The 18,274-nt window shown below is 63.2% G+C and carries 17 protein-coding genes; 10 read left to right on the plus strand and 7 right to left on the minus strand.

Translation table 11 applies throughout. From position 1 onward, the window contains the following. Nucleotides 1–134 precede the first annotated feature (134 nt). The 4 genes from dnaB (at nucleotide 135) to madM (ending at nucleotide 3,138) form a co-directional block, all read left to right on the plus strand. The gene (gene dnaB / locus HMPREF3087_RS08165) at nucleotides 135–1,484 is read left to right on the plus strand and encodes a replicative DNA helicase (protein WP_019174251.1); all 1,350 of its coding nucleotides are present in this window, start codon (nucleotides 135–137) and stop codon (nucleotides 1,482–1,484) included. Nucleotides 1,485–1,669: 185 nt separating this feature from the next. Continuing rightward, the gene (locus tag HMPREF3087_RS08170) at nucleotides 1,670–1,852 is read left to right on the plus strand and encodes a hypothetical protein (protein ID WP_061944600.1); all 183 of its coding nucleotides are present in this window, start codon (nucleotides 1,670–1,672) and stop codon (nucleotides 1,850–1,852) included. A 90-nt stretch (nucleotides 1,853–1,942) separates the two neighbouring features. Then, nucleotides 1,943–2,374 carry a malonate transporter subunit MadL gene (madL, locus tag HMPREF3087_RS08175; protein ID WP_083272103.1) on the plus strand — a complete coding sequence of 144 codons (432 nt, stop codon included), beginning with the start codon at nucleotides 1,943–1,945 and terminating at the stop codon, nucleotides 2,372–2,374. Then, on the plus strand, nucleotides 2,374–3,138 hold the full coding sequence (gene madM / locus HMPREF3087_RS08180; protein ID WP_019174254.1) for a malonate transporter subunit MadM: 765 nt from the start codon (nucleotides 2,374–2,376) through the stop codon (nucleotides 3,136–3,138). Before madL ends, madM begins: the two co-directional genes overlap by 1 nt. Nucleotides 3,139–3,142: 4 nt before the next feature. Here madM and HMPREF3087_RS08185 read toward each other — a convergent pair whose 3' ends face one another. From HMPREF3087_RS08185 to HMPREF3087_RS08195, 3 genes are all read right to left on the minus strand, one after another. Then, on the minus strand, nucleotides 3,143–3,676 hold the full coding sequence (locus HMPREF3087_RS08185; protein ID WP_070428747.1) for a GNAT family N-acetyltransferase: 534 nt from the start codon (nucleotides 3,674–3,676) through the stop codon (nucleotides 3,143–3,145). Nucleotides 3,677–3,909: 233 nt separating this feature from the next. Continuing rightward, nucleotides 3,910–6,066: a 3-hydroxyacyl-CoA dehydrogenase NAD-binding domain-containing protein gene (locus tag HMPREF3087_RS08190; protein ID WP_070428748.1), complete on the minus strand. Its 2,157-nt coding sequence runs from the start codon at nucleotides 6,064–6,066 to the stop codon at nucleotides 3,910–3,912. 11 nt (nucleotides 6,067–6,077) lie between these two features. Then, nucleotides 6,078–7,286 (minus strand): acetyl-CoA C-acetyltransferase, encoded by a 1,209-nt coding sequence (locus tag HMPREF3087_RS08195; RefSeq protein ID WP_070428749.1) that lies wholly within the window; start codon nucleotides 7,284–7,286, stop codon nucleotides 6,078–6,080. 109 nt (nucleotides 7,287–7,395) lie between these two features. On the opposite strand from HMPREF3087_RS08195, the gene HMPREF3087_RS08200 reads away from it, so the two are divergent. Next, a complete protein-coding gene (locus HMPREF3087_RS08200) occupies nucleotides 7,396–8,925 on the plus strand; it encodes a SulP family inorganic anion transporter (protein WP_070428750.1) in 1,530 nt (509 codons plus the stop codon). 32 nt (nucleotides 8,926–8,957) lie between these two features. Here the strand turns inward: HMPREF3087_RS08200 and udk are convergent, their stop codons facing one another. Together udk and HMPREF3087_RS08210 are read right to left on the minus strand one after the other, a co-directional pair. Beyond that, nucleotides 8,958–9,569 (minus strand): uridine kinase, encoded by a 612-nt coding sequence (gene udk, locus HMPREF3087_RS08205; RefSeq protein ID WP_061944618.1) that lies wholly within the window; start codon nucleotides 9,567–9,569, stop codon nucleotides 8,958–8,960. Between the two features lie 65 nt (nucleotides 9,570–9,634). Next, complete coding sequence (locus HMPREF3087_RS08210; protein ID WP_070428751.1) at nucleotides 9,635–10,861, minus strand: pyridoxal phosphate-dependent aminotransferase; 1,227 nt, start codon at nucleotides 10,859–10,861, stop codon at nucleotides 9,635–9,637. A gap of 162 nt (nucleotides 10,862–11,023) precedes the next feature. On the opposite strand from HMPREF3087_RS08210, the gene HMPREF3087_RS08215 reads away from it, so the two are divergent. The 5 genes from HMPREF3087_RS08215 (at nucleotide 11,024) to otsB (ending at nucleotide 16,059) form a co-directional block, all read left to right on the plus strand. After that, nucleotides 11,024–11,716: a trimeric intracellular cation channel family protein gene (locus HMPREF3087_RS08215; RefSeq protein ID WP_083272104.1), complete on the plus strand. Its 693-nt coding sequence runs from the start codon at nucleotides 11,024–11,026 to the stop codon at nucleotides 11,714–11,716. Further along, nucleotides 11,713–12,297 (plus strand): DUF421 domain-containing protein, encoded by a 585-nt coding sequence (locus tag HMPREF3087_RS08220; RefSeq protein WP_070428752.1) that lies wholly within the window; start codon nucleotides 11,713–11,715, stop codon nucleotides 12,295–12,297. The genes HMPREF3087_RS08215 and HMPREF3087_RS08220 overlap by 4 nt, the downstream gene beginning before the upstream one ends. Before the next feature lie 78 nt (nucleotides 12,298–12,375). Further along, entirely contained in the window at nucleotides 12,376–12,765 is a 390-nt protein-coding gene (locus HMPREF3087_RS08225; protein WP_019174263.1) for a QcrA and Rieske domain-containing protein, read from the plus strand. Continuing rightward, nucleotides 12,749–13,405 carry a hypothetical protein gene (locus tag HMPREF3087_RS08230; RefSeq protein WP_070428753.1) on the plus strand — a complete coding sequence of 219 codons (657 nt, stop codon included), beginning with the start codon at nucleotides 12,749–12,751 and terminating at the stop codon, nucleotides 13,403–13,405. The genes HMPREF3087_RS08225 and HMPREF3087_RS08230 overlap by 17 nt, the downstream gene beginning before the upstream one ends. Next, on the plus strand, nucleotides 13,402–16,059 hold the full coding sequence (gene otsB / locus HMPREF3087_RS08235; RefSeq protein WP_070428754.1) for a trehalose-phosphatase: 2,658 nt from the start codon (nucleotides 13,402–13,404) through the stop codon (nucleotides 16,057–16,059). The genes HMPREF3087_RS08230 and otsB overlap by 4 nt, the downstream gene beginning before the upstream one ends. Nucleotides 16,060–16,110: 51 nt before the next feature. On the opposite strand, the gene HMPREF3087_RS08240 is transcribed toward otsB, so the two are convergent. Together HMPREF3087_RS08240 and HMPREF3087_RS08245 are read right to left on the minus strand one after the other, a co-directional pair. After that, nucleotides 16,111–17,364, minus strand: coding sequence for a sensor histidine kinase (locus HMPREF3087_RS08240; protein WP_019174266.1), 1,254 nt, complete (start codon nucleotides 17,362–17,364; stop codon nucleotides 16,111–16,113). Between the two features lie 3 nt (nucleotides 17,365–17,367). Beyond that, nucleotides 17,368–18,273 (minus strand): response regulator transcription factor, encoded by a 906-nt coding sequence (locus HMPREF3087_RS08245; RefSeq protein WP_070424152.1) that lies wholly within the window; start codon nucleotides 18,271–18,273, stop codon nucleotides 17,368–17,370. Between the last annotated feature and the right edge of the window lies 1 nt (nucleotide 18,274).

Raw genomic sequence — 18,274 nt, forward strand, 5'->3', positions numbered from 1 at the left:
GACCAGGTGAGCCCAGCCCAACCGGGCGGGGCGGAGGAGGGGCCCTCCACCTCGTGAGAGGACCGGACCGGACGTGTCCGTGGGTGGCCCTATGATGGTGAGCCGCGGGGTAGCCCGCACAGGGGGAGGGACAGATGGCCGACAACACATGGGAACACGCAGACGCTGGTCTGCGCACACCACCGCAAGACCGTGACGCCGAAGCCAGTGTGCTCGGCGGCATGATGCTGTCAAAGGACGCAATTGCGGACGTTGTCGAACTCCTGCGCGGCGACGACTTCTACATCCCGTCGCACGAAACCATTTACAACACCATCCTCGACCTCTACGCCGCTGGTGAACCCGCAGACGCCGTGACCGTGGCCAACGCCCTGTCCAAAGCCGGCTCCATCGCCCGGATCGGCGGCCCCGCCTACCTGCACACCCTCATTTCGTCCGTGCCCACAGCGGCCAACGCCGGCTTCTACGCGAACATCGTTCGCGAACAGGCCATGCTGCGCAAACTCGTCGAAGCCGGCACCCGCATTGTGCAGATGGGCTATGACGCAGAAGGCGACACAGAAGACCTCGTCAACCGGGCACAGGCCGAAATCTATTCCGTCACCGAACGCAACGCATCGGAAGACTACGTGCGGCTGTCAGAAGTTCTGGGACCCACGGTCGAAGAAATCGAGCGCTCCGGCGCCCACGACGGCGACACCATCGGTGTGCCCACCGGCTTCTACGAATTCGACGAACTCACCAACGGCCTGCACGCCGGACAGATGATCGTCATCGCCGCCCGCCCCGGTATGGGCAAATCGACACTCGCCCTGGACTTCGCCCGTTCCGCCGCCATCCACAACAGCCAGACCACCGTCATCTTCTCGCTGGAAATGGGCCGGCAGGAACTGACCATGCGCCTGCTGTCAGCCGAATCCGGCATCCCCCTGCAGGCCCTGCGTCACGGCGATCTTGACCAGAGCCGCGACTGGACCACCCTGGCCAACACCATGGGACGCATCAACGACGCCCCGCTGTACATGGACGACTCCCCGAACATGGCGCTCACCGAAATCCGCGCCAAGTGCCGTCGGCTCAAACAGCAGCACGACCTCAAAATGGTCGTCATCGACTACCTGCAGCTCATGACCTCTGGTAAGCGCGTCGAATCACGCCAGCAGGAAGTCTCCGAATTCTCCCGTTCGCTCAAACTGCTGGCCAAAGAACTCGAAGTCCCCGTCATTGCACTGTCGCAGCTGAACCGCTCGTCCGAACAGCGCACCGACAAACGCCCCATGGTGTCTGACCTGCGTGAATCCGGTTCGATCGAACAGGATGCCGACATGGTTCTGCTGATCCACCGCGAAGACGTCTATGACCCCGAATCGCCGTCGGCAGGTGAAGCGCAGATCATCGTCGCCAAACACCGAAACGGACCCACCGGCGAAATCACCGTCGCATTCCAGGGTGCGAAGTCGCGCTTTGCGAACATGCCGCGGTAAGCGCGGGCGTTTGGTGCCCAGGACCGGCAGCCCCGGGCACCTGGCAGCGCGAGGCGGGCGACACCTCGGGCCCGAGAACGTTACGGAACCGGCACCTGAGAGCCCACCCAGAAAAGTGTGCATAAACGCTGGACGGGGTAGACTGAGTAAGAATGTCCTAATCCGCTTTAGTGAAGAGGTCACTTATGCAGGTCATCGGTGCCATCATCGCCCTCATTGTCTTCGCCGCCTCGTGGGTTATTCTGCCCGCACTCTGCGTCGCAGTCGGTTGGGTAATCTGCTGGATCTACGAGCTCGGTCGCCGCGCGTTCTTCAACCACGCCGCGCACCAGTCCAAGGTTGATCAGCTGGCAAAGACCACCAACTGAACTAGTTGAGCTGAAAGCCGGTCCGCCCACCGCGGACCGGCTTTTTATGTCTTTTTCAACCGTTAACCATAAATCCGAAAGGAGCGAGCGATGATTCTGTACGGAGTCGCCGCGCTCGCCGCAAGCGTGCTGGCCGGCACCATCATCGGTGAAATCCTCGGCCAGCTTCTGGGCGTCGATGCCAACGTCGGAGGTGTGGGCTTCGGCATGATCCTGCTGATTGCGCTCACCACCTGGCTGCGCAGCAAAGGCAAACTGCCTGCCCCCACAGAACACGGCGTCCTGTTCTGGAACGCCATGTACATTCCCATCGTCGTTGCCATGGCCGCAATCCAAAACGTGTACGCGGCCGTTGGCGCTGGTCCGGTCGCCTTGGCCGCCGGTGTAGCTGCCACTGTTGTCAGCCTTGCCATGGTGCCGCTGCTGTCGAAAATCGGTGCACCGTCCGAGCCTCTGCCGGACGTTGAAGAGCCAACTGAGGAAGCCGAATCAGCCGAAGCCACGGAAAGCAGGGGTCGCTGATGCTCGACACAGTTCTCTCAGTCCTTGAAGACCTTGACCTTCTGGTGGCGTTCGTTGTCGTCGCAGCCATCATGATCGTCTCCGGCTGGCTGTCGAAAACCCTCACGAAAGGCCGCCTGCAGGCCTCGGCCATCGCAATCGTCTTAGGCCTCGTGCTCGCTTATTTCGGCGGACTGGCAACCGGCGGCAAGAAGGGCATTTCCGACATCGCCATATTCGGCGGTATGGCTCTGCTGGGCGGATCAATGCTGCGCGACTTCGCGATCGTTGCCACCGCCTACGGCATTGACGTGCGCGAACTCAAGCGATCCGGACTGCCCGGCGCTCTGTCGCTCATGATCGGCGTTGTTCTGTCGTTTATTGTCGGCGCCGCTGTAGCCGTGGTCTTCGGCTTCCGCGATGCAGAATCAATTGCCACGATCGGTGCGGGAGCCGCCACCTACATCGTCGGCCCCGTCACCGGAACCGCGGTCGGCGCATCCGAAACCGTGATCGCCCTGTCGGTGGCCGCCGGCCTGGTGAAGTCGGTGCTCGTCATGATCGGCACGCCGTTCGCGGCGAAGCTCATCGGGCTGAACAACCCGAAGTCGGCCATGATCTACGGCGGACTCATGGGCACAACCTCCGGTGTAGCCGCAGGGCTCGCCGCCACCGATGAACGCCTGGTGCCCTACGGCGCGATGACCGCCACCTTCTACACCGGTATGGGCTGCCTGCTTGGCCCCAGCGTGTTGTACTTGGCAACGCGCGTCATCATCGGCTGAGCCGTCACAGGATGATTTTGTAGCCCTCGTGGGTGGCCTCGAAGCCCAGCCGGTCGTAGAACCGGTGGGCGCCGACGCGGGTCTTGTCGGTTGTCAGCTGCACAAGCCCGCACCCGGACTGTCGGGCGCATTCGATCGCCCACCGCATGAGCGCGCTGCCGAGTCCCATGCTCTGGTAGTCCTCCGCCACGCGGACGGCCTCCACCTGCAGGCGCGACATGCCCTTCCGGCTGAGGCCGGGCAGGAACGTCAGCTGGAACGTCCCGGCGAGCGGGATGGGCTCGTCTTCGCCGGGTTCTTCTGACGAGGCGCCGCGCACCTCTCGCACGGTCAGGAGGGCATTGTCCGGGCTGGCATCGATGAGGTCGAAGGCCCGCTCATAGGCTTCGGCATTCTCCTGCCAACCTTCACGGCCGACACCGAGAACGTCGTCGGTCAGAAGTTCGACGATGGGCCGGACATCGTTCTTCGTCGCCCTGGTGATGGAGAAAGTGCGGCCGGCAGCGGAGACCCGCGCGGGAAGACAGTCGGAGAACATGCCGCAAGTCTAGGACGAGAGGTGACAGGCACCTCGGCCGCCGGCCGCCAGAAGTTACTCTGCCGTCTAGTCGGAAGAACGAGGCAAAATCGGCAATTTCGCCTCCGTATTCCACCTAGACAGCAGAACTGCCGAGTAGGCAAAAACAGCTGCGGGGGCGGCTGCGGAAAAGTCCGCAACCGCCCCCGCAGCTGGTTCAGCTCACGCAGCCGCAGCCGCGCGCCTCACGCGGATCAGAGGAAGGCTTCGCCGGCCTCTGCACGCTTCTTGAGGTATTCGGAAGGTGCGAAGCGTTCGCCGTACTTCTGCGCGAACTCTTCAGCGCGAGCAACAAAGGCCTTCATACCGCCGGGGTAGCCGTTGATGTACTGGAGAACACCACCGGTCCAGGCGGGGAAGCCGATGCCGAGGATCGAACCGATGTTGCCATCGGCCACGGTCGTGAGAACACCCTCTTCCAGGCAGTTGACGGAGTCGATTGCCTCAGCGAACAGCATGCGTTCACCGAGTTCGTGAATGTCGACGCCTTCGTGCTTGGAGTTGTACTTCTCACGCAGGCCAGGCCACAGGCGGGCGCGCTGACCGTCTTCGTATTCGTAGAAGCCCGCACCGTCCTTGCGTCCGGGGCGACCTTCGTCGATCATCCACTCGACAACGTCCAGCCCGAACTCTTCGAAGCGCTTGCCCTCAGCCTGGTTGGCCGCACGGGTTTCGTCCGCAATCTTCTTGTTCAGGGTGAGCGTCAGTTCGTCCATCAGCTGCAGCGGACCAGCGGGGTAGCCGGCCTGCAGGGCAGCCTGTTCGATCATCTGCGGTTCGACACCCTCGCCGACCATGCCGATGGCTTCCAGGAGGAACGTGCCGATGACGCGCGAGGTGAAGAAGCCGCGCGAATCGGTGACCACGATCGGGGTCTTGCGGATCTGCTGAACGAAGTCGAAGGTCTTCGCAAGCACAGCGTCCGAGGTCTTCTCGCCGCGGATGATCTCCACCAGCGGCATCTTGTCGACCGGGCTGAAGAAGTGGATGCCGATGAAGTCTTCCTTGCGCTCGACACCTTCTGCCAGTGTGGTGATCGGCAGGGTCGAGGTGTTGGAACCGAGAACAGCGTCGGGTTCGACAACATCCTGGATTTCCTGGAACACCTGCTGCTTGACATCGACGTTCTCGAAAACAGCTTCGATGACGAAGTCAACGCCCTTGAAGTCTTCCGCTTCGCCGGTGGTGGTGATGCGGTCAAGCAGTGCCTGTGACTTGTCTTCGGTTGTGCGGCCGCGCTCAAGCGCCTTGGCTTCGAGCTTCCTGGCGTAGTCCTTGCCCTTTTCGGCTGCTTCCTTCGACACGTCCTTCAGCACAACGTCGATGCCGGCCTTCGCGCTGACGTAGGCGATTGCGGCACCCATCATGCCGGCACCGAGAACACCGACCTTGGTGGCCTGGAACTTCTCGTAGCCCTCGGGGCGGGACTTGCCGGCCTTGATGGCCTGCATGTTGAAGAAGAACGCCGTGATCATGTTGGTCGACGTGGGGTGCGCCAGCAGGCTGATCAGGTAGCGCGACTCAATTGTCGAGGCGGTGTCGAAGTCCACGCGGGCACCTTCGACTGCCGCTGACATTGCGGCAAGCGGGGCCGGCATGGGCGCACCCTTGAGCTGCTTGCGCAGCTGGGCGGGCAGAGCCGCAACGAGACCCTGGTTGTCCTTCGGAGCACCGCCGGGGATTGTGAAGCCTCGTTCATCCCACGGCTTGACGGGTGCCGGGTTTTCCTTGATCCAAGCGCGAGCGGCTTCGTCCATCTGGTCCAGCGGAACGACGTCGTCGATCAGTCCGGCGGCCAGGGCCTTTTCCTGGTCGAACGGCTTGGCCGGCAGGATGATGTTCTGGAGTGCCTTCTGCAGGCCGAGCATGCGGGTGACACGGGTGACACCGCCGCCGCCGGGCAGCAGGCCCAGGCTGACTTCGGGCAGACCCAGCTGGATGCGGCCGTTGTCAGACGCAGCGATCCTGTGGTGGCAGGCCAGCGCAAGTTCGAAGCCGCCGCCGAGTGCCGCACCGTTGATGGCTGCGACAACCGGCTTGCCCAGCTGCTCCAGACGGCGCATGAGGGCCTTGGTGTATTCAAGCTTTTCGAATTCGGCTTCCAGAGCGTCTTGAGGCATGTTGAGGAAGCCGGTCAGGTCGGCACCTGCAAACCAGATCTTCTTCTTGGCGCTCTTGATGATGACGCCGGTGATCGAGTCGACTTCCGCTTCCAGACGCTCGACGGTTCCTTCGAGCGATGTGAGGAAGTGCTGGTTCATGATGTTGGCGCCGCTGTTCGGATCGTCCATCGTGATGGTGACGATTCCGTCGGGGCTCTGCGACCAGTCGTATCCGGTGTATTCAGTCATGGTTTTTCCCCTCAGACTCGCTCGATGATGGTTGCGATGCCCATGCCGCCGCCGATGCACAGGGTGGCGAGGCCGCGCTTGAGGTCACGGCGCTCGAGTTCGTCCAGCAGCGTGCCCAGGATCATGGCGCCGGTGGCACCCAGCGGGTGACCCATGGCGATGGCGCCGCCGTTGACGTTGACCTTGTCGTGCGGGATGTTGAGGTCGTTCATCCACTTGAGCACAACGGCCGCGAATGCTTCGTTGAGTTCGAACAGGTCGATGTCCTCAACTTTCAGGCCCGCGGTCTTGAGCACCTTTTCGGTGGCCGGGGTGGGGCCGGTGAGCATGATCGTCGGGTCCGAACCGGTGACGGCGGTGGCGACGATGCGGGCGCGCGGCTTCATGCCGAGCTTTTCGCCGATGGCTTTGTTGCCGACCAGGGTCAGTGCGGCACCGTCGACAATGCCGGAGGAGTTTCCGCCGTGGTGGACGTGGTCGATCTTTTCGATGTGTGCGTATTTCTGCAGTGCGACAGCGTCGAAGCCGACTTCTTCACCGAGCTTGGTGAAGGAGGGCTTGAGCTTTGCGAGGTCGTCCACGGTGGTGCCGGGGCGGCGGTGTTCGTCTTCTGCCAGAACGGTGAAGCCGTTCATGTCCTTCACGGGGACGATCGACTTGTCGAAGTAGCCGTTCTGCCAGGCGTTTTCGGCGCGCTTCTGCGATTCGACAGCGTATTCATCGCAGTCTTCGCGGCTGAAGCCCTCCGTGGTGGCGATGAGGTCAGCACCGATGCCCTGCGGTGCGAAGTAGGAGTGGTAGGCCGTCTGCGGGTCTTCTGCCCACGCGCCGCCGTCTGCTCCCATGGGGACGCGGGACATGGATTCGACACCGCCGGCGAGCACCAGCTGGTCCCAGCCGGCCGAGGTCTTCTGGGCGGCCGTGTTGACGGCTTCAAGTCCCGAGGCGCAGAACCGGTTGAGCTGGACACCTGCCACGGTGTCGGGCAGGCCGGCCGCGATCGCTGCCGTGCGGGCGATGACAGCACCCTGTTCGTCGACGGGGGTGACAACGCCGAGCACGATGTCGTCGATTTCCTTGGGGTCAGCCTCGGGGTTGCGCTCGAGAACGGCGTCGATGAGGCCGGTCACGAGGTCAATGGGCTTGGTTCCGTGCAGTGCGCCGCCGCGGTTCTTACCGCGCGGGGTGCGCACCGCGTCATAGATGTACGCGTCTGACATCGGTGTCCTCCGATCTGGGGAGCAGTTTGTGTCTAAGCTAACACAAACCAAACGATCGTTCAGTAGGATCTAGCGCATTGCACACACCCCGCGCTCGTAGCCTAGAAGCATGGAGACTCTCACCCCGCTGCCGGAAGACCCGAACCGCTATCGCGCCAAGCCGACGGTCATGGAAGCGCTGCGCTCGCCGAAGATTCTGTCGCGCGAGGTGCTGGCCGGCCTGGTGGTCGCTCTGGCCCTCATCCCGGAGGCCATTGCGTTCTCCGTCATCGCGGGTGTCGACCCCAAAGTGGGTCTGTTCGCCAGCTTCATCATGGCGGTCGTAACGGCAGTCGTCGGCGGTCGGCCCGCAATGATTTCCGCGGCAACGGGAGCGGTTGCGCTCGTCATCGCGCCGGTTTCACGGCAGTACGGTTTCGACTACTTCATCGCCACCGTCATCCTCGCCGGAATCTTTCAGGTGACATTGGCGCTGTTGGGCGCGCCGAAGCTCATGCGGTTCATACCGCGCAGCGTCATGGTCGGCTTCGTCAACGCGCTGGCGATCCTCGTGTTCATGTCCCAGCTGCCGCACCTGTTCAATGTGCCCAGCGCGGTCTACTGGCTGGTGGCAGCAGGACTCGTGATGCTGATCGTGATTCCCAGGTTCCTGCCGAGCGTGTGGGCTCCCCTCATCACCATCGTGCTCATGACGATTGCGGTGGTGTCCTTCGGCATCACCGTGCCGACCGTGGGTGATCAGGGCGAACTGCCCAGCAGTCTGCCCGGCTTCTTCCTGCCCAATGTGCCGCTGACCCTGGAAACCTTCACAACGATTGCGCCCTACTCTTTGGCGATGGCCGTCGTCGGTCTGCTGGAGTCGCTGCTGACAGCGAAACTCGTTGACGAGATCACGGACACGCACTCCCGGAAGGTCCGCGAAAGCATGGGCCAGGGAATCGCGAACATGGTCTCCGGGTTCTTCGGTGCGATGGGCGGCTGCGCTGTTATCGGCCAGACGATGATCAACGTCAAGATCTCCGGTGCCCGCACGCGGATCTCCACATTCCTGTCCGGCGTCTTCCTGCTGGTCCTCGTGGTCACACTCGGCGACACTGTTGGCCAGGTGCCCATGGCAGCGCTCGTAGCGGTCATGATGATCGTCGTCTACCAGACCTTCGACTGGCGTTCGATCGCCCCGAAGACGCTCAAGCGCATGCCGAAGTCCGAAACTGCGGTCATGCTCATCACCGTCGTATTCGTCGTCATCAGCGGCAACCTGGCGGTGGGCGTCGGTGCCGGCGTCATCGCGGCCGCGATCCTCTTTGTGCGCAAGGTGGCGCACTTTGCGGAAGTTGAGCGGCACCTCGACAGTGATCCGGACAGCGGCCGTGAGCGTGCCCGCTACACGGTCACCGGCGAGCTGTTCTTCGCCTCGAGCAATGACCTGACAACCCAGTTCGGCTATTCAGAAGACCCCGACCTCGTGGTGATCGACATGACGAAGACGCGGGTGTGGGACGCCTCGACCGTCACCGCGCTGGATGCGATTGTCACGAAGTACGCCGAACTGGGCACAGAGGTGCACTTCAGGGGCATGGACGATGTCACTCGACAGCTGTACGGACGGCTGAGCGAAGACACTCACTCCTCACGGTGAGGCGTCGCCGAGGCGGGAAACCCAGCAGCCGCTCAGCTGACTTCGCGTTCGATCCGGTTGATGAGCGTGTCGAGGGCGACGATGTTGCGGCCGCCTTCGGGGATGATGAGGTCCGCGCTGCGCTTTGACGGGTCCACGTAGAGTTCGTGCATCGGCTTGACCGTTTTGAGGTACTGCTCTTCGACCGAAGCCAGTGACCGGCCGCGTTCAACCACGTCGCGCTGAATACGGCGCAGAATCCGCACGTCGGCGTCGGTGTCGACGAACAGCTTGAGGTCCAGCTGCTCGGTCAGCTCCGGCAGTGCGAACAGCAGAATCCCTTCGACCACCAGAACGGGGGAGGGCTCCACCCGGACGGTCTCGGCGGCGCGGTTGTGCTCTGCGAAGTTGTACACCGGGCAGTCAATCGCCTGTCCGGCACGCAGCTGCCGTAGGTGTTCGGCCATGAGCTCGACATCGAAGGCTTCGGGTGCGTCGTAGTTCGTCACCACCCGTTCGTCCCACGTCAGGTGTGACTGGTCCTTGTAGTAGTTGTCCATGAAGACAACCGAGGACTGCCCGGAAAAGCGGTCAAGCAGCGCTCGCGTCAGCGTCGTTTTGCCGCTGCCGGTGCCGCCGGCAACACCGACCGTGAAACAGGACATCGGGCCTCCTCGAAATAGTTCCCGTACAGAATAGTCGAGCAGCCCCCGCCGAGGTGCCGCTCGGCTTATGCGTGCATGCTCTTCTGGTCGTAGCTGGACAGGAACTCTTCAAGCCGGTCGAGGGCTTCTGCGAGGTCGGTGACGCTGGGCAGGGTGACCAGGCGGAAGTGGTCGGTGTCCTCCCAGTTGAAAGCGGTGCCGTGGCTGACGAGGATCTTCTGTTCGCGCAGCAGATCCAGCGCGAACTGTTCGTCGTCGACAATGCCGAAGCGGTCCTTGTCCAAGCGGGGGAACAGGTAGAGGGCACCCTGGGCGGGAACGCAGTCCACGCCGTCGATTTCGTTGAGCCTGCGGGTGGCCAATTCCATCTGCGCGCCCAGCCGGCCCTGTGGCAGCACGAGGTCGTCAATCGACTGACGTCCGCCAAGGGAAGCCTGAATCGCGTACTGGGCCGGCACATTGGCGCACATGCGCATATCCGCCAGCAGTTTGATCCCGGCAATGTAGTCCTGGGCCTTCCAGTCGGGCCCGGTGATCGCCAGCCAGCCGGAACGATAGCCGGCCACCCGGTAGGCCTTCGACAGTCCGGAGAACGTCAGACACAGCACGTCTTCGCCGGTCAGGGAGGCCATGTTGATCATTTCGGCATCGCCGTAGGTGATCTTTTCGTAGATCTCATCGGCAAAGATCAGCAGCCCGTTCTTTTCGGCCAGCTCCACGATCTTCGAAAGCGTCTCCCGCGAATACACCGCACCGGTGGGGTTGTTCGGGTTGATGACCACAATGCCCTTGGTGCGCGGGGTGATCTTCGCCTCGAGATCCTCAAGGTCAGGGTTCCAGCCGTCTTCTTCAAGGCACCGGTAGTGCACCGGGGTGCCGCCGGAAAGGGCGACCGAGGCGGTCCACAGCGGATAGTCGGGGCTGGGCACCAGGATTTCGTCACCGGGATTGCACAGCGCCTGCAGCGACAGCGTGATGAGCTCAGAAACACCGTTGCCCAAGAACACCTCGTCAGAATCAAGGTGCTCGATCCCGCGGGTTTCGTAGTACTGCACAACCGCGCGGCGAGCCGACGGCAGACCCCTGGAATCTGAATAGCCCTGCGCTTCCGGCAGGTGCTTGATCATGTCGACCAGCACCGCATCGGGTGCTTCAAAGCCGAACGGAGCCGGATTGCCGATGTTGAGCTTGAGGATCTTGTGCCCCGCGGCCTCCATCTTCTGGGCTTCCGACAGGACGGGACCTCGCAGGTCATAGAGCACGTCTTTGAGCTTGTCCGACTGCTTGAACATGGCTGCCTTTCTGCTGCCTTTCTGCTGTGTGCGTCACACCACACACTAGGCCACCGGATTTCGCTGACGACACAGCCGTCGAGGTGCCGCCCGCCTCCCGCCTGATCTTCAAGGACGAGACAGGCGGCACCGAAAGGGCGAGCGAGCAATAATAGAGGCGCTATGCCGTCGACAGACATGTACATCTACATCCTCGACTTGGTGGGCGTTCTCGCATTCGCCCTGTCGGGGAACCTTCTGGCGTCGCGAAAGAACATCGACCTGACCGGCGGAATCGTGCTGGGCATGCTGACCGCAACCGGCGGGGGAATCGCCCGCGACCTCATCCTGGCCACCAGGCCGGCGGCCTTCAAAGATCCCGTCTACCTGCTCATCCCGATTGCCGCCGGCATCATCGTCTACCTGATCGGTCCGCGCGTTGTGCAGGCTGAGCGCGGAATCGTGTTCTTCGACGCGATCGGCCTGGGCGTGTTCGTCGTCATCGGCACCACAAAAGCCCTGCACTACGGCATGCCGGTGCTGTCGGCCGTTCTGCTGGGACTCATGACCGGTGTGGGCGGCGGAATGCTGCGCGATGTCTTCGCCAACCGCGTCCCCGTCGTGTTCCAAAGCTCCGACCTCTACGTCATCCCCGCCGTCGTCGGTGCGGCAGTCACCGCCGGGCTCCACCAGGCTGATCTCATCACCTGGTGGTCTGAGGTCGGCGTCATCGCAATGGTGACCATCTTTCGCCTGCTTGCGCTGCGCTTCGGCTGGCGAGCACCCTCATCCATGCGCAGCTGGTCCATCCGACCCATCACCCGCCGCACCCTGAACAGCGAACGCACCCTGAACAGAGAAGAGGAACAGGAATGACGCCTCCCGTTGGCTGGTGGTCGCAGACCGCGGCGAACCTCGGCATCGAACTGTGGCGAATCCCGTTCATCATCGGTGCGGCAATCGGCATCTACTTCATTCTGGCGCTGCTCGTGCGGCTCTACGGGGCGCGCTCGCTGTCATCGCTGTACATGACCGACACGATCGCAGTCATCATGCTCGGCTCAGTTGCCGGCCGCGTCATCCTCGGCAATAAGCCCACACTGGCCACCGGTGTGATCGCGCTGGTGTGCATCCTGACGCTCGCCTCGTTCATGCGGTTCATCAACCGCAGATTCGGCGCCCAATCGCGAACAGCCCCGCACCCCATCGTGGTCATGGCCAACGGCGAAGTTCTGGAAGATCAGCTCAAAAGAGCCCACCTGGCCCGGGTTGACCTCTACGCCGCTCTGCGGCAGAACGGCATCTTTCAGCCGGAGAACGTCCGCGGTGTCATCTTTGAGCAGACCGGCCAGTTCACCGTCATCAAAACGGGAGAGCAGGTCGACCCGGAGCTGCTCAGGGGCGTTGCCGGGGCAGAGGAGATCCTGGGGCACAAACCGGGGGATCTCACCGAATAGCATCGGCGGGGTCTCTCAGGTTTCGTGAACCCGGCTGTGCGAAGCTGGGCATAACACACTTCGAGGGAAGGAACATCTATGTCCACCATGAGCAGGCGCGATGTCTTCAAGAGCGCCGGTGTCATCGGAACTGTCGCAGCCACGGGAACCGTTCTGGCGGCCTGCTCCAGCCAGGACCTCGGTGAAATCGAAGTCAACGTTGCTGACGTTCCGGAAGGCTCCGGCATCATCAAGGACAACTTCGTCGTTGTGCAGCCTGAGAAGGGGCAGTTCAAAGCGTTCTCCGCCGTGTGCCCCCACCAGGGCTGCCTGGTCAACCAGGTGGACGAAGAAAAGATCGTGTGCCCCTGCCACTCATCGCACTTCTCTTCCAAGGACGGCTCGTTCATTTCCGGTGCCGCCCAGAAACCGCTTGACGAAGCTCAGCTGACCCAGGACGGCGACACGCTGCATGTCTCCGGAAAGTGACGCTTCGAGCCCGGAAGAAACCCGCGGCTCACAGAAAGTTCGCGCATCCGCGGCGAAAGAAAACGAGTTCACCCACTACGGGCGCGTAGCCACGTGGATGATCGCCCGGGGACTGTGGTCGGTCATCTTCGGAATCGTCGTGGTGTTCTGGCCGCGCGTGCAGATCGACAGTCCCTTCAACACTGCCGTCGGAGTGCGCACAGCAGCGCTGCTCATCTTGGCCTACATCGTCGTGCAGGCCCTCATGCTGCTGGGCCAGGCGGCGAAAACCCCGGCCCTGCGCACCCAGCTTCTGGGCCAAGCAGTTGTTGTTCTGCCGGCAGCCGGCTTCCTGCTGTTTGCGTCTGAAGCCGGCGCAGTGCGAGCGGCGATCATGGTGTGGGCGCTGCTGCACGGACTGCTCGAAGCGTGGATCTACCTGCGCGTGAAACACCAGCGGATGTCCACCGACTTCGCAATCGCCGCCACCGTCTACCTGCTTCTGGCCATCGCCATGATCGCCGGATCGAACATGAAGGCACTGTCGGAAATGGGCCTTACCGGAGCGGCTGCAACGATCATCGGCATGGTCTATGCGGTCGGCGGCTTTACGCGCAACAATAGGAAAAACACCGGCGCAATCAGCGAGGATGGGGAATGAGCAACCACGCGCACATCGGTACCAGCTCAGCCGACGCCCACGGCATCGGCGTACAGACCGCTCTGCGGAAACTCGACCCGGAGCTCTTCCGGATCATCCAGCAGCTGGCCCGCGCGGAACAGCTCCTCGTCGCAACTGACTACGACGGCACCATCGCCCCCATCGTCGATTCACCCGCCCACGCCTACCCGAAAGAAGAATCGGTACAGGCCATGCGGGCTCTTGCAGAACTCGACAACACCACCTCGGCAGTGATTTCCGGGAGGTCCCTGCGGGACCTCGCCGCCATGTCGCGGCTTCCACGCGAAGTCCACCTGGTCGGCTCTCACGGCGGGGAAACCGACACGGACTTCGAAGAATCGCTCAGTCGGTCAGAACAGCACGCGCTGTCCACCCTGCGCCACGGTCTGGCCTCGGTCCAGGCGGCCATGCCTGCGCTCAACATCGAACCCAAACCCTCCGGTGCGGCCATCCACCTGCGCGGCCTCGAAGGAGCCCAGCGCCGCCAGGCAGAAGACGCCGTGGCACGCCTCGAAGCGCTGTCGGGCGTGCGTTCGGTGCGCGGCAAAGAAGTCGTTGACCTCACAGTGGTCGACTCCACCAAGGGCGACGCCCTGAACAAACTGCGCCGCCGCCTGGATCAGCCGACCGTGCTGTACATCGGCGACGACGCATCAGACGAACCGGCTTTCGCTTCACTCGGCGAAGACGACCTGGGGCTGAAAGTCACAGAGGCCGCAGCCGAAAACCGACACGGCGAAAACGGGAACGGTGTGGAAACCGCCGCTCGGTTCCTGCTGAGCGGACCTGACGAGGTGGCACTCGTCTTGTCCTCGGTTGTTGCGCTGCGCCGCGCGTGGCTGTTCGGCAAAGAAGCCGTGCCGATTGAGCGCTACACCCTGCTGTCCAACGGGACAACCACCGCGCTGGTCGACCCGACCGCACAGATTTCCTGGCTGCCGCACCCTCTGCCGCACTCAGATTCCCTGTTCTCGGAAATCCTCGGCAGCGACGACGCCGGCTACTTCTCCGTGGTGCCGGCCCGCGAACCCAATGCACTGCCCATTTCCCAGCGCTACCGCGACGCCACGCACATCCTCGAAACCCGCTGGCAGCAGGTTTCCGTCACCGACTACCTGGCACCCGTGGCCGACGGCGACCCAGCCGGCTCCGCCGTTCTGGTGCGCGCCCTCAAAGGCGAAGGGGAAGCGCTCATCCGCTTTGCACCTCGGCCCGATTACGGCGCCTACCCCGTACGTCTGAAGCTCACCGACCGCGGTGTGCGGGTGCGCGGTGTGGCAGAAGCCGTTGAGCTGGTTGCACCGGGCGTGCAGTTCAAAGTCATCCAGGACGGCGAATCCGAAACCGCGATTGCCCGCGTCAAACTGAAAGAGGATGCACCGGTTGTGCTCGCGCTCATCCTCGGCGGAGCCGAAAACACTGCGGCTGCGGTCCTTGAAGACGAAGCCGCCGTTCGCGCATCAGTGAAAGAAGAATCGCGCGAATGGGTTGAAGCGCTTAGCCTGCCCACCAAGGCGCGCGATCGGGTTGGGCGCTCCGCCCTGACTTTGCGCGGGCTGTGCCACGCACCCACCGGAGGCATCCTGGCAGCTGCGACCACCTCGCTGCCCGAAGGCATCGGCGGTGTGCGCAACTGGGACTACCGCTACACGTGGCTGCGCGATGGTGCGCTCACCGCTTCGGCGCTTGTTGATCTTGGCTCTGCGGCTGAGGCCCGCGGTTTCCTGCAGTGGCTTGACGCCATCATCGCGCAGGCCGCCGAACAGGACATGACAGTTGAAGAACTCCGCCCGCTGTACGCGGTCGACGGTTCGCAGCTGGTCACAGAAGCCGTTCTCGAACACCTGCCCGGCTACGCCGGTTCCAGGCCCGTGCGCGTGGGCAACGCCGCTGAACACCAGGTCCAGCTGGATGTGTTCGGTCCGGTTGCTGACCTCATCGTGAGCCTCGCCCGCTTTGACGGGACACTGTCGGATTCGCATTGGAAGCTGCTGGAAGACCTCGTGCAGGCGGTCGCCAACCGCTGGCACCAGGCCGACCACGGCATCTGGGAAGCCCGCCGGGCACCGAAGCACAACGTGTACACGAAGGTCATGTGCTGGCAGACGGTCGACAGGGCGCTCAAAGCGGCCGAAGAGTTCGGCCGTCCCGCAGGTGCTGACTGGGAACAGCTGCGCGAGGACATCAAGAACGACGTCTGCTCCAAGGGCTTCAACTCCAAGGTCGGCGCGTTCACGGTTGCCTACGGCGAAGACGATCTCGACGCCGCGTGTCTGTTCGTCGGACTGTCCGGCATGCTGCCGGCTGATGATGAGCGCTTCCGCGCAACCGTCGACGCCGTTGAGCGCAGCCTGCGCGAAGGACCCACCGTGTTCCGCTACCGCTACGACGACGGCCTGCCGGGCCTTGAGGGTGGTTTCCACATCTGCACGTCGTGGCTGATCGAATCGCTGCAGATGGTCGGCCGGACCGCTGATGCGCGCAACCTGTTCAACCGCATGGAAGCACTAATCGGCCCCACCGGCATGCTGCCAGAGGAATACGACCCCGTTGCCGAACGGCACCTGGGCAACACACCGCAGGCCTACAGCCACATCGGACACATCAAGGCGGCAATCGCCCTGAGCGAGTGAGACTGGAGCCCGCACGCGCTCAGTGCAGGCGTGCCCCGCGGGGTGCCCGCGTCAGCCGGCTAGCGCGTCTTTGCCCCATTTGAGGTCGGTCTTTGCGCCGCCTGCCTGTCCGGTGCCGAACCCCAGGTCCATGCCCAGCAGCTTCGCCTGTCCCTGAGCGATCACGAGGCCCAGTCCCATGCCGCCGCCCCCGCCGCTGGAGAAGCGCGTGGGGCCGATGGTCAGGATGTCGGTGGGGTAGCCGGGACCGTGGTCTTCTACGCGCACGGCCGTGTCTGTTGCGGTGACCGTGATCGGATCGGCGCCGTGCCTGATGGAGTTGATGACCAGGTTGGTGACGATCCGCTCAAAGCGCCGCTGATCAGTGTTGATGGTCACGTCTGCCAGTGCGAAGTCGGAGTTGATGACGTGGTCGCCCACCGCGCCGGATGACCGCAGATTGCTGATGAGCGCGTGCAGTGTGGTTGCAACGTGCATGGGCTGGACGATGACGCGTGCGGCTCCGCCCTCCAGCCGGGAGACCTCCAGGAGGTCCTCGACGAGCTCTTGCATTCGGCGGGCTCGCTCCTTGACCAGTTCCGCTGCTCGGGAGTCTTCTTCCAGCAGGCCGGCGGCGGTGATGAGGCCGGTGAGCGGCGTGCGCAGTTCGTGCGCCAAGTCAGCTGTGAACCGCTGTTCGGTGTCGATGCGCTCTGACAGCCGGGCCACAGCGGAATCGACGGCATCGGCGAAGTCGGCGACTTCGTCGTGGCCGCTGGTGATGACATCGCCGATCTTCACCGAGGTGTCGCCGGCGGCAATCTGCCTGGCCACTTCGGCCCCGCGTGTCAGTCGGCCGGAAATCGTCCCGATTGTGAGCGCTCCGAAGCCGCCGACGAGCAGCGCTCCGATGACTGACGCGATGATGATGGTCGTGTTGGACTTCTTGCGCATCTGTTCGTATTCGACCGCCGAATGGTAGGTCGACAGCACCTCGGTTTCCCCACCGACGGTGATCGGCATGGCCGCCCACATGACGGGTTCACCGGTTTCGGGCAGCGTCCCCTTCACGGTGGCGGTCCGTCCCTGTTGGGCGGATTCGCGTGCGGCTTCGGGGGCTTCCGGGCTGTTGATGCGGGCGTCCAGCAGCAGTTGGCCCGTTTCGCGGTAGACGCTGTGTGCCTGTTCGAGCTTCCATTGGGCTTGCCTGCGCAACAGAGCATCGTCAGTGTTGCTCGACGTATTGCGCACAACCGCCCCGAGCATGAGCGCTGTGAGCACCACGCCCGCGAACAGAACGAGGACGAGTTTCAGCCGCAGTGACACGGCTCAGCCTGCAAAGCGGTAGCCGAAACCGCGGACGGTTTCGATCATGCGGGCACCGATCTTCTTGCGCAGCCGCTGAATGTGGACATCGACAACACGCGAATCGCCAGCCCATTCGCCGCCCCACACGGTCATCGCGATCTTTTCGCGTGAGTAGACGTGTTTCGGGTCTTCTGTCAGCAGCAGAAGAATTCGCAGCTCGGTGGGGGTCAGGTGGACTTCTTTTCCGTCGACCGTGACCGTCAGGCGGCTGTTGTCGAGTTCGAGGGAACCCAGCTTGGTCGTCGTGGAGCGCGCATCGGGGCCTACAGTTGGGCTCGAGGCACCTCCCGAGGTGGTGCTCGACGGATCTTGCAGTCCCGGGGTGGGGCCCAGGACTTCCGGGATCGCGCTGGCGCCCAGGATGGGCGCTGTGTCGTTGCGGCCGCCCTCCCACTGCTGGGCGGTCGCTGTGTTTGTGCCGCCAGTGGGAGCTGTGTGCGGGCTGGGGGATCCAACGGGGTCCTGTCCGACGGGGGCGGAGCCGAAGCCCATCGCCCCGGTGCCCGCGGTGACGAAACGGCGCACGATAGTGCGGATGCGGGCGTTGAGAACCTGCATGTCGAACGGTTTCGTCAGGTAGTCATCCGCCCCGGCTTCGAGCGCCTGGACGATGTCGATTGGGTCAGACCGCGCAGAGATCACAATGATCGGCACGGTCGACTTTTCGCGGATGGCACGAGTGATGGACGCGCCGTTCATGGTGGGCAGCATGAGGTCGAGCAGAACGGCGTCAGCGCCGTGTTCGGCCACGTATTCGTAGCCGTCGCGTCCGTCTGCGAATGTCGTGACCGTGTAGCCGAAGCGCTCCAGAGCCAACTGTGTGGTTTCGCGGATCACTTCGTCGTCTTCGACCAAGACAATATGCATG

Origin of the sequence: Brevibacterium sp. HMSC22B09 (assembly GCF_001806795.1) — a bacterium.
GTDB lineage: Bacteria > Actinomycetota > Actinomycetes > Actinomycetales > Brevibacteriaceae > Brevibacterium > Brevibacterium ravenspurgense.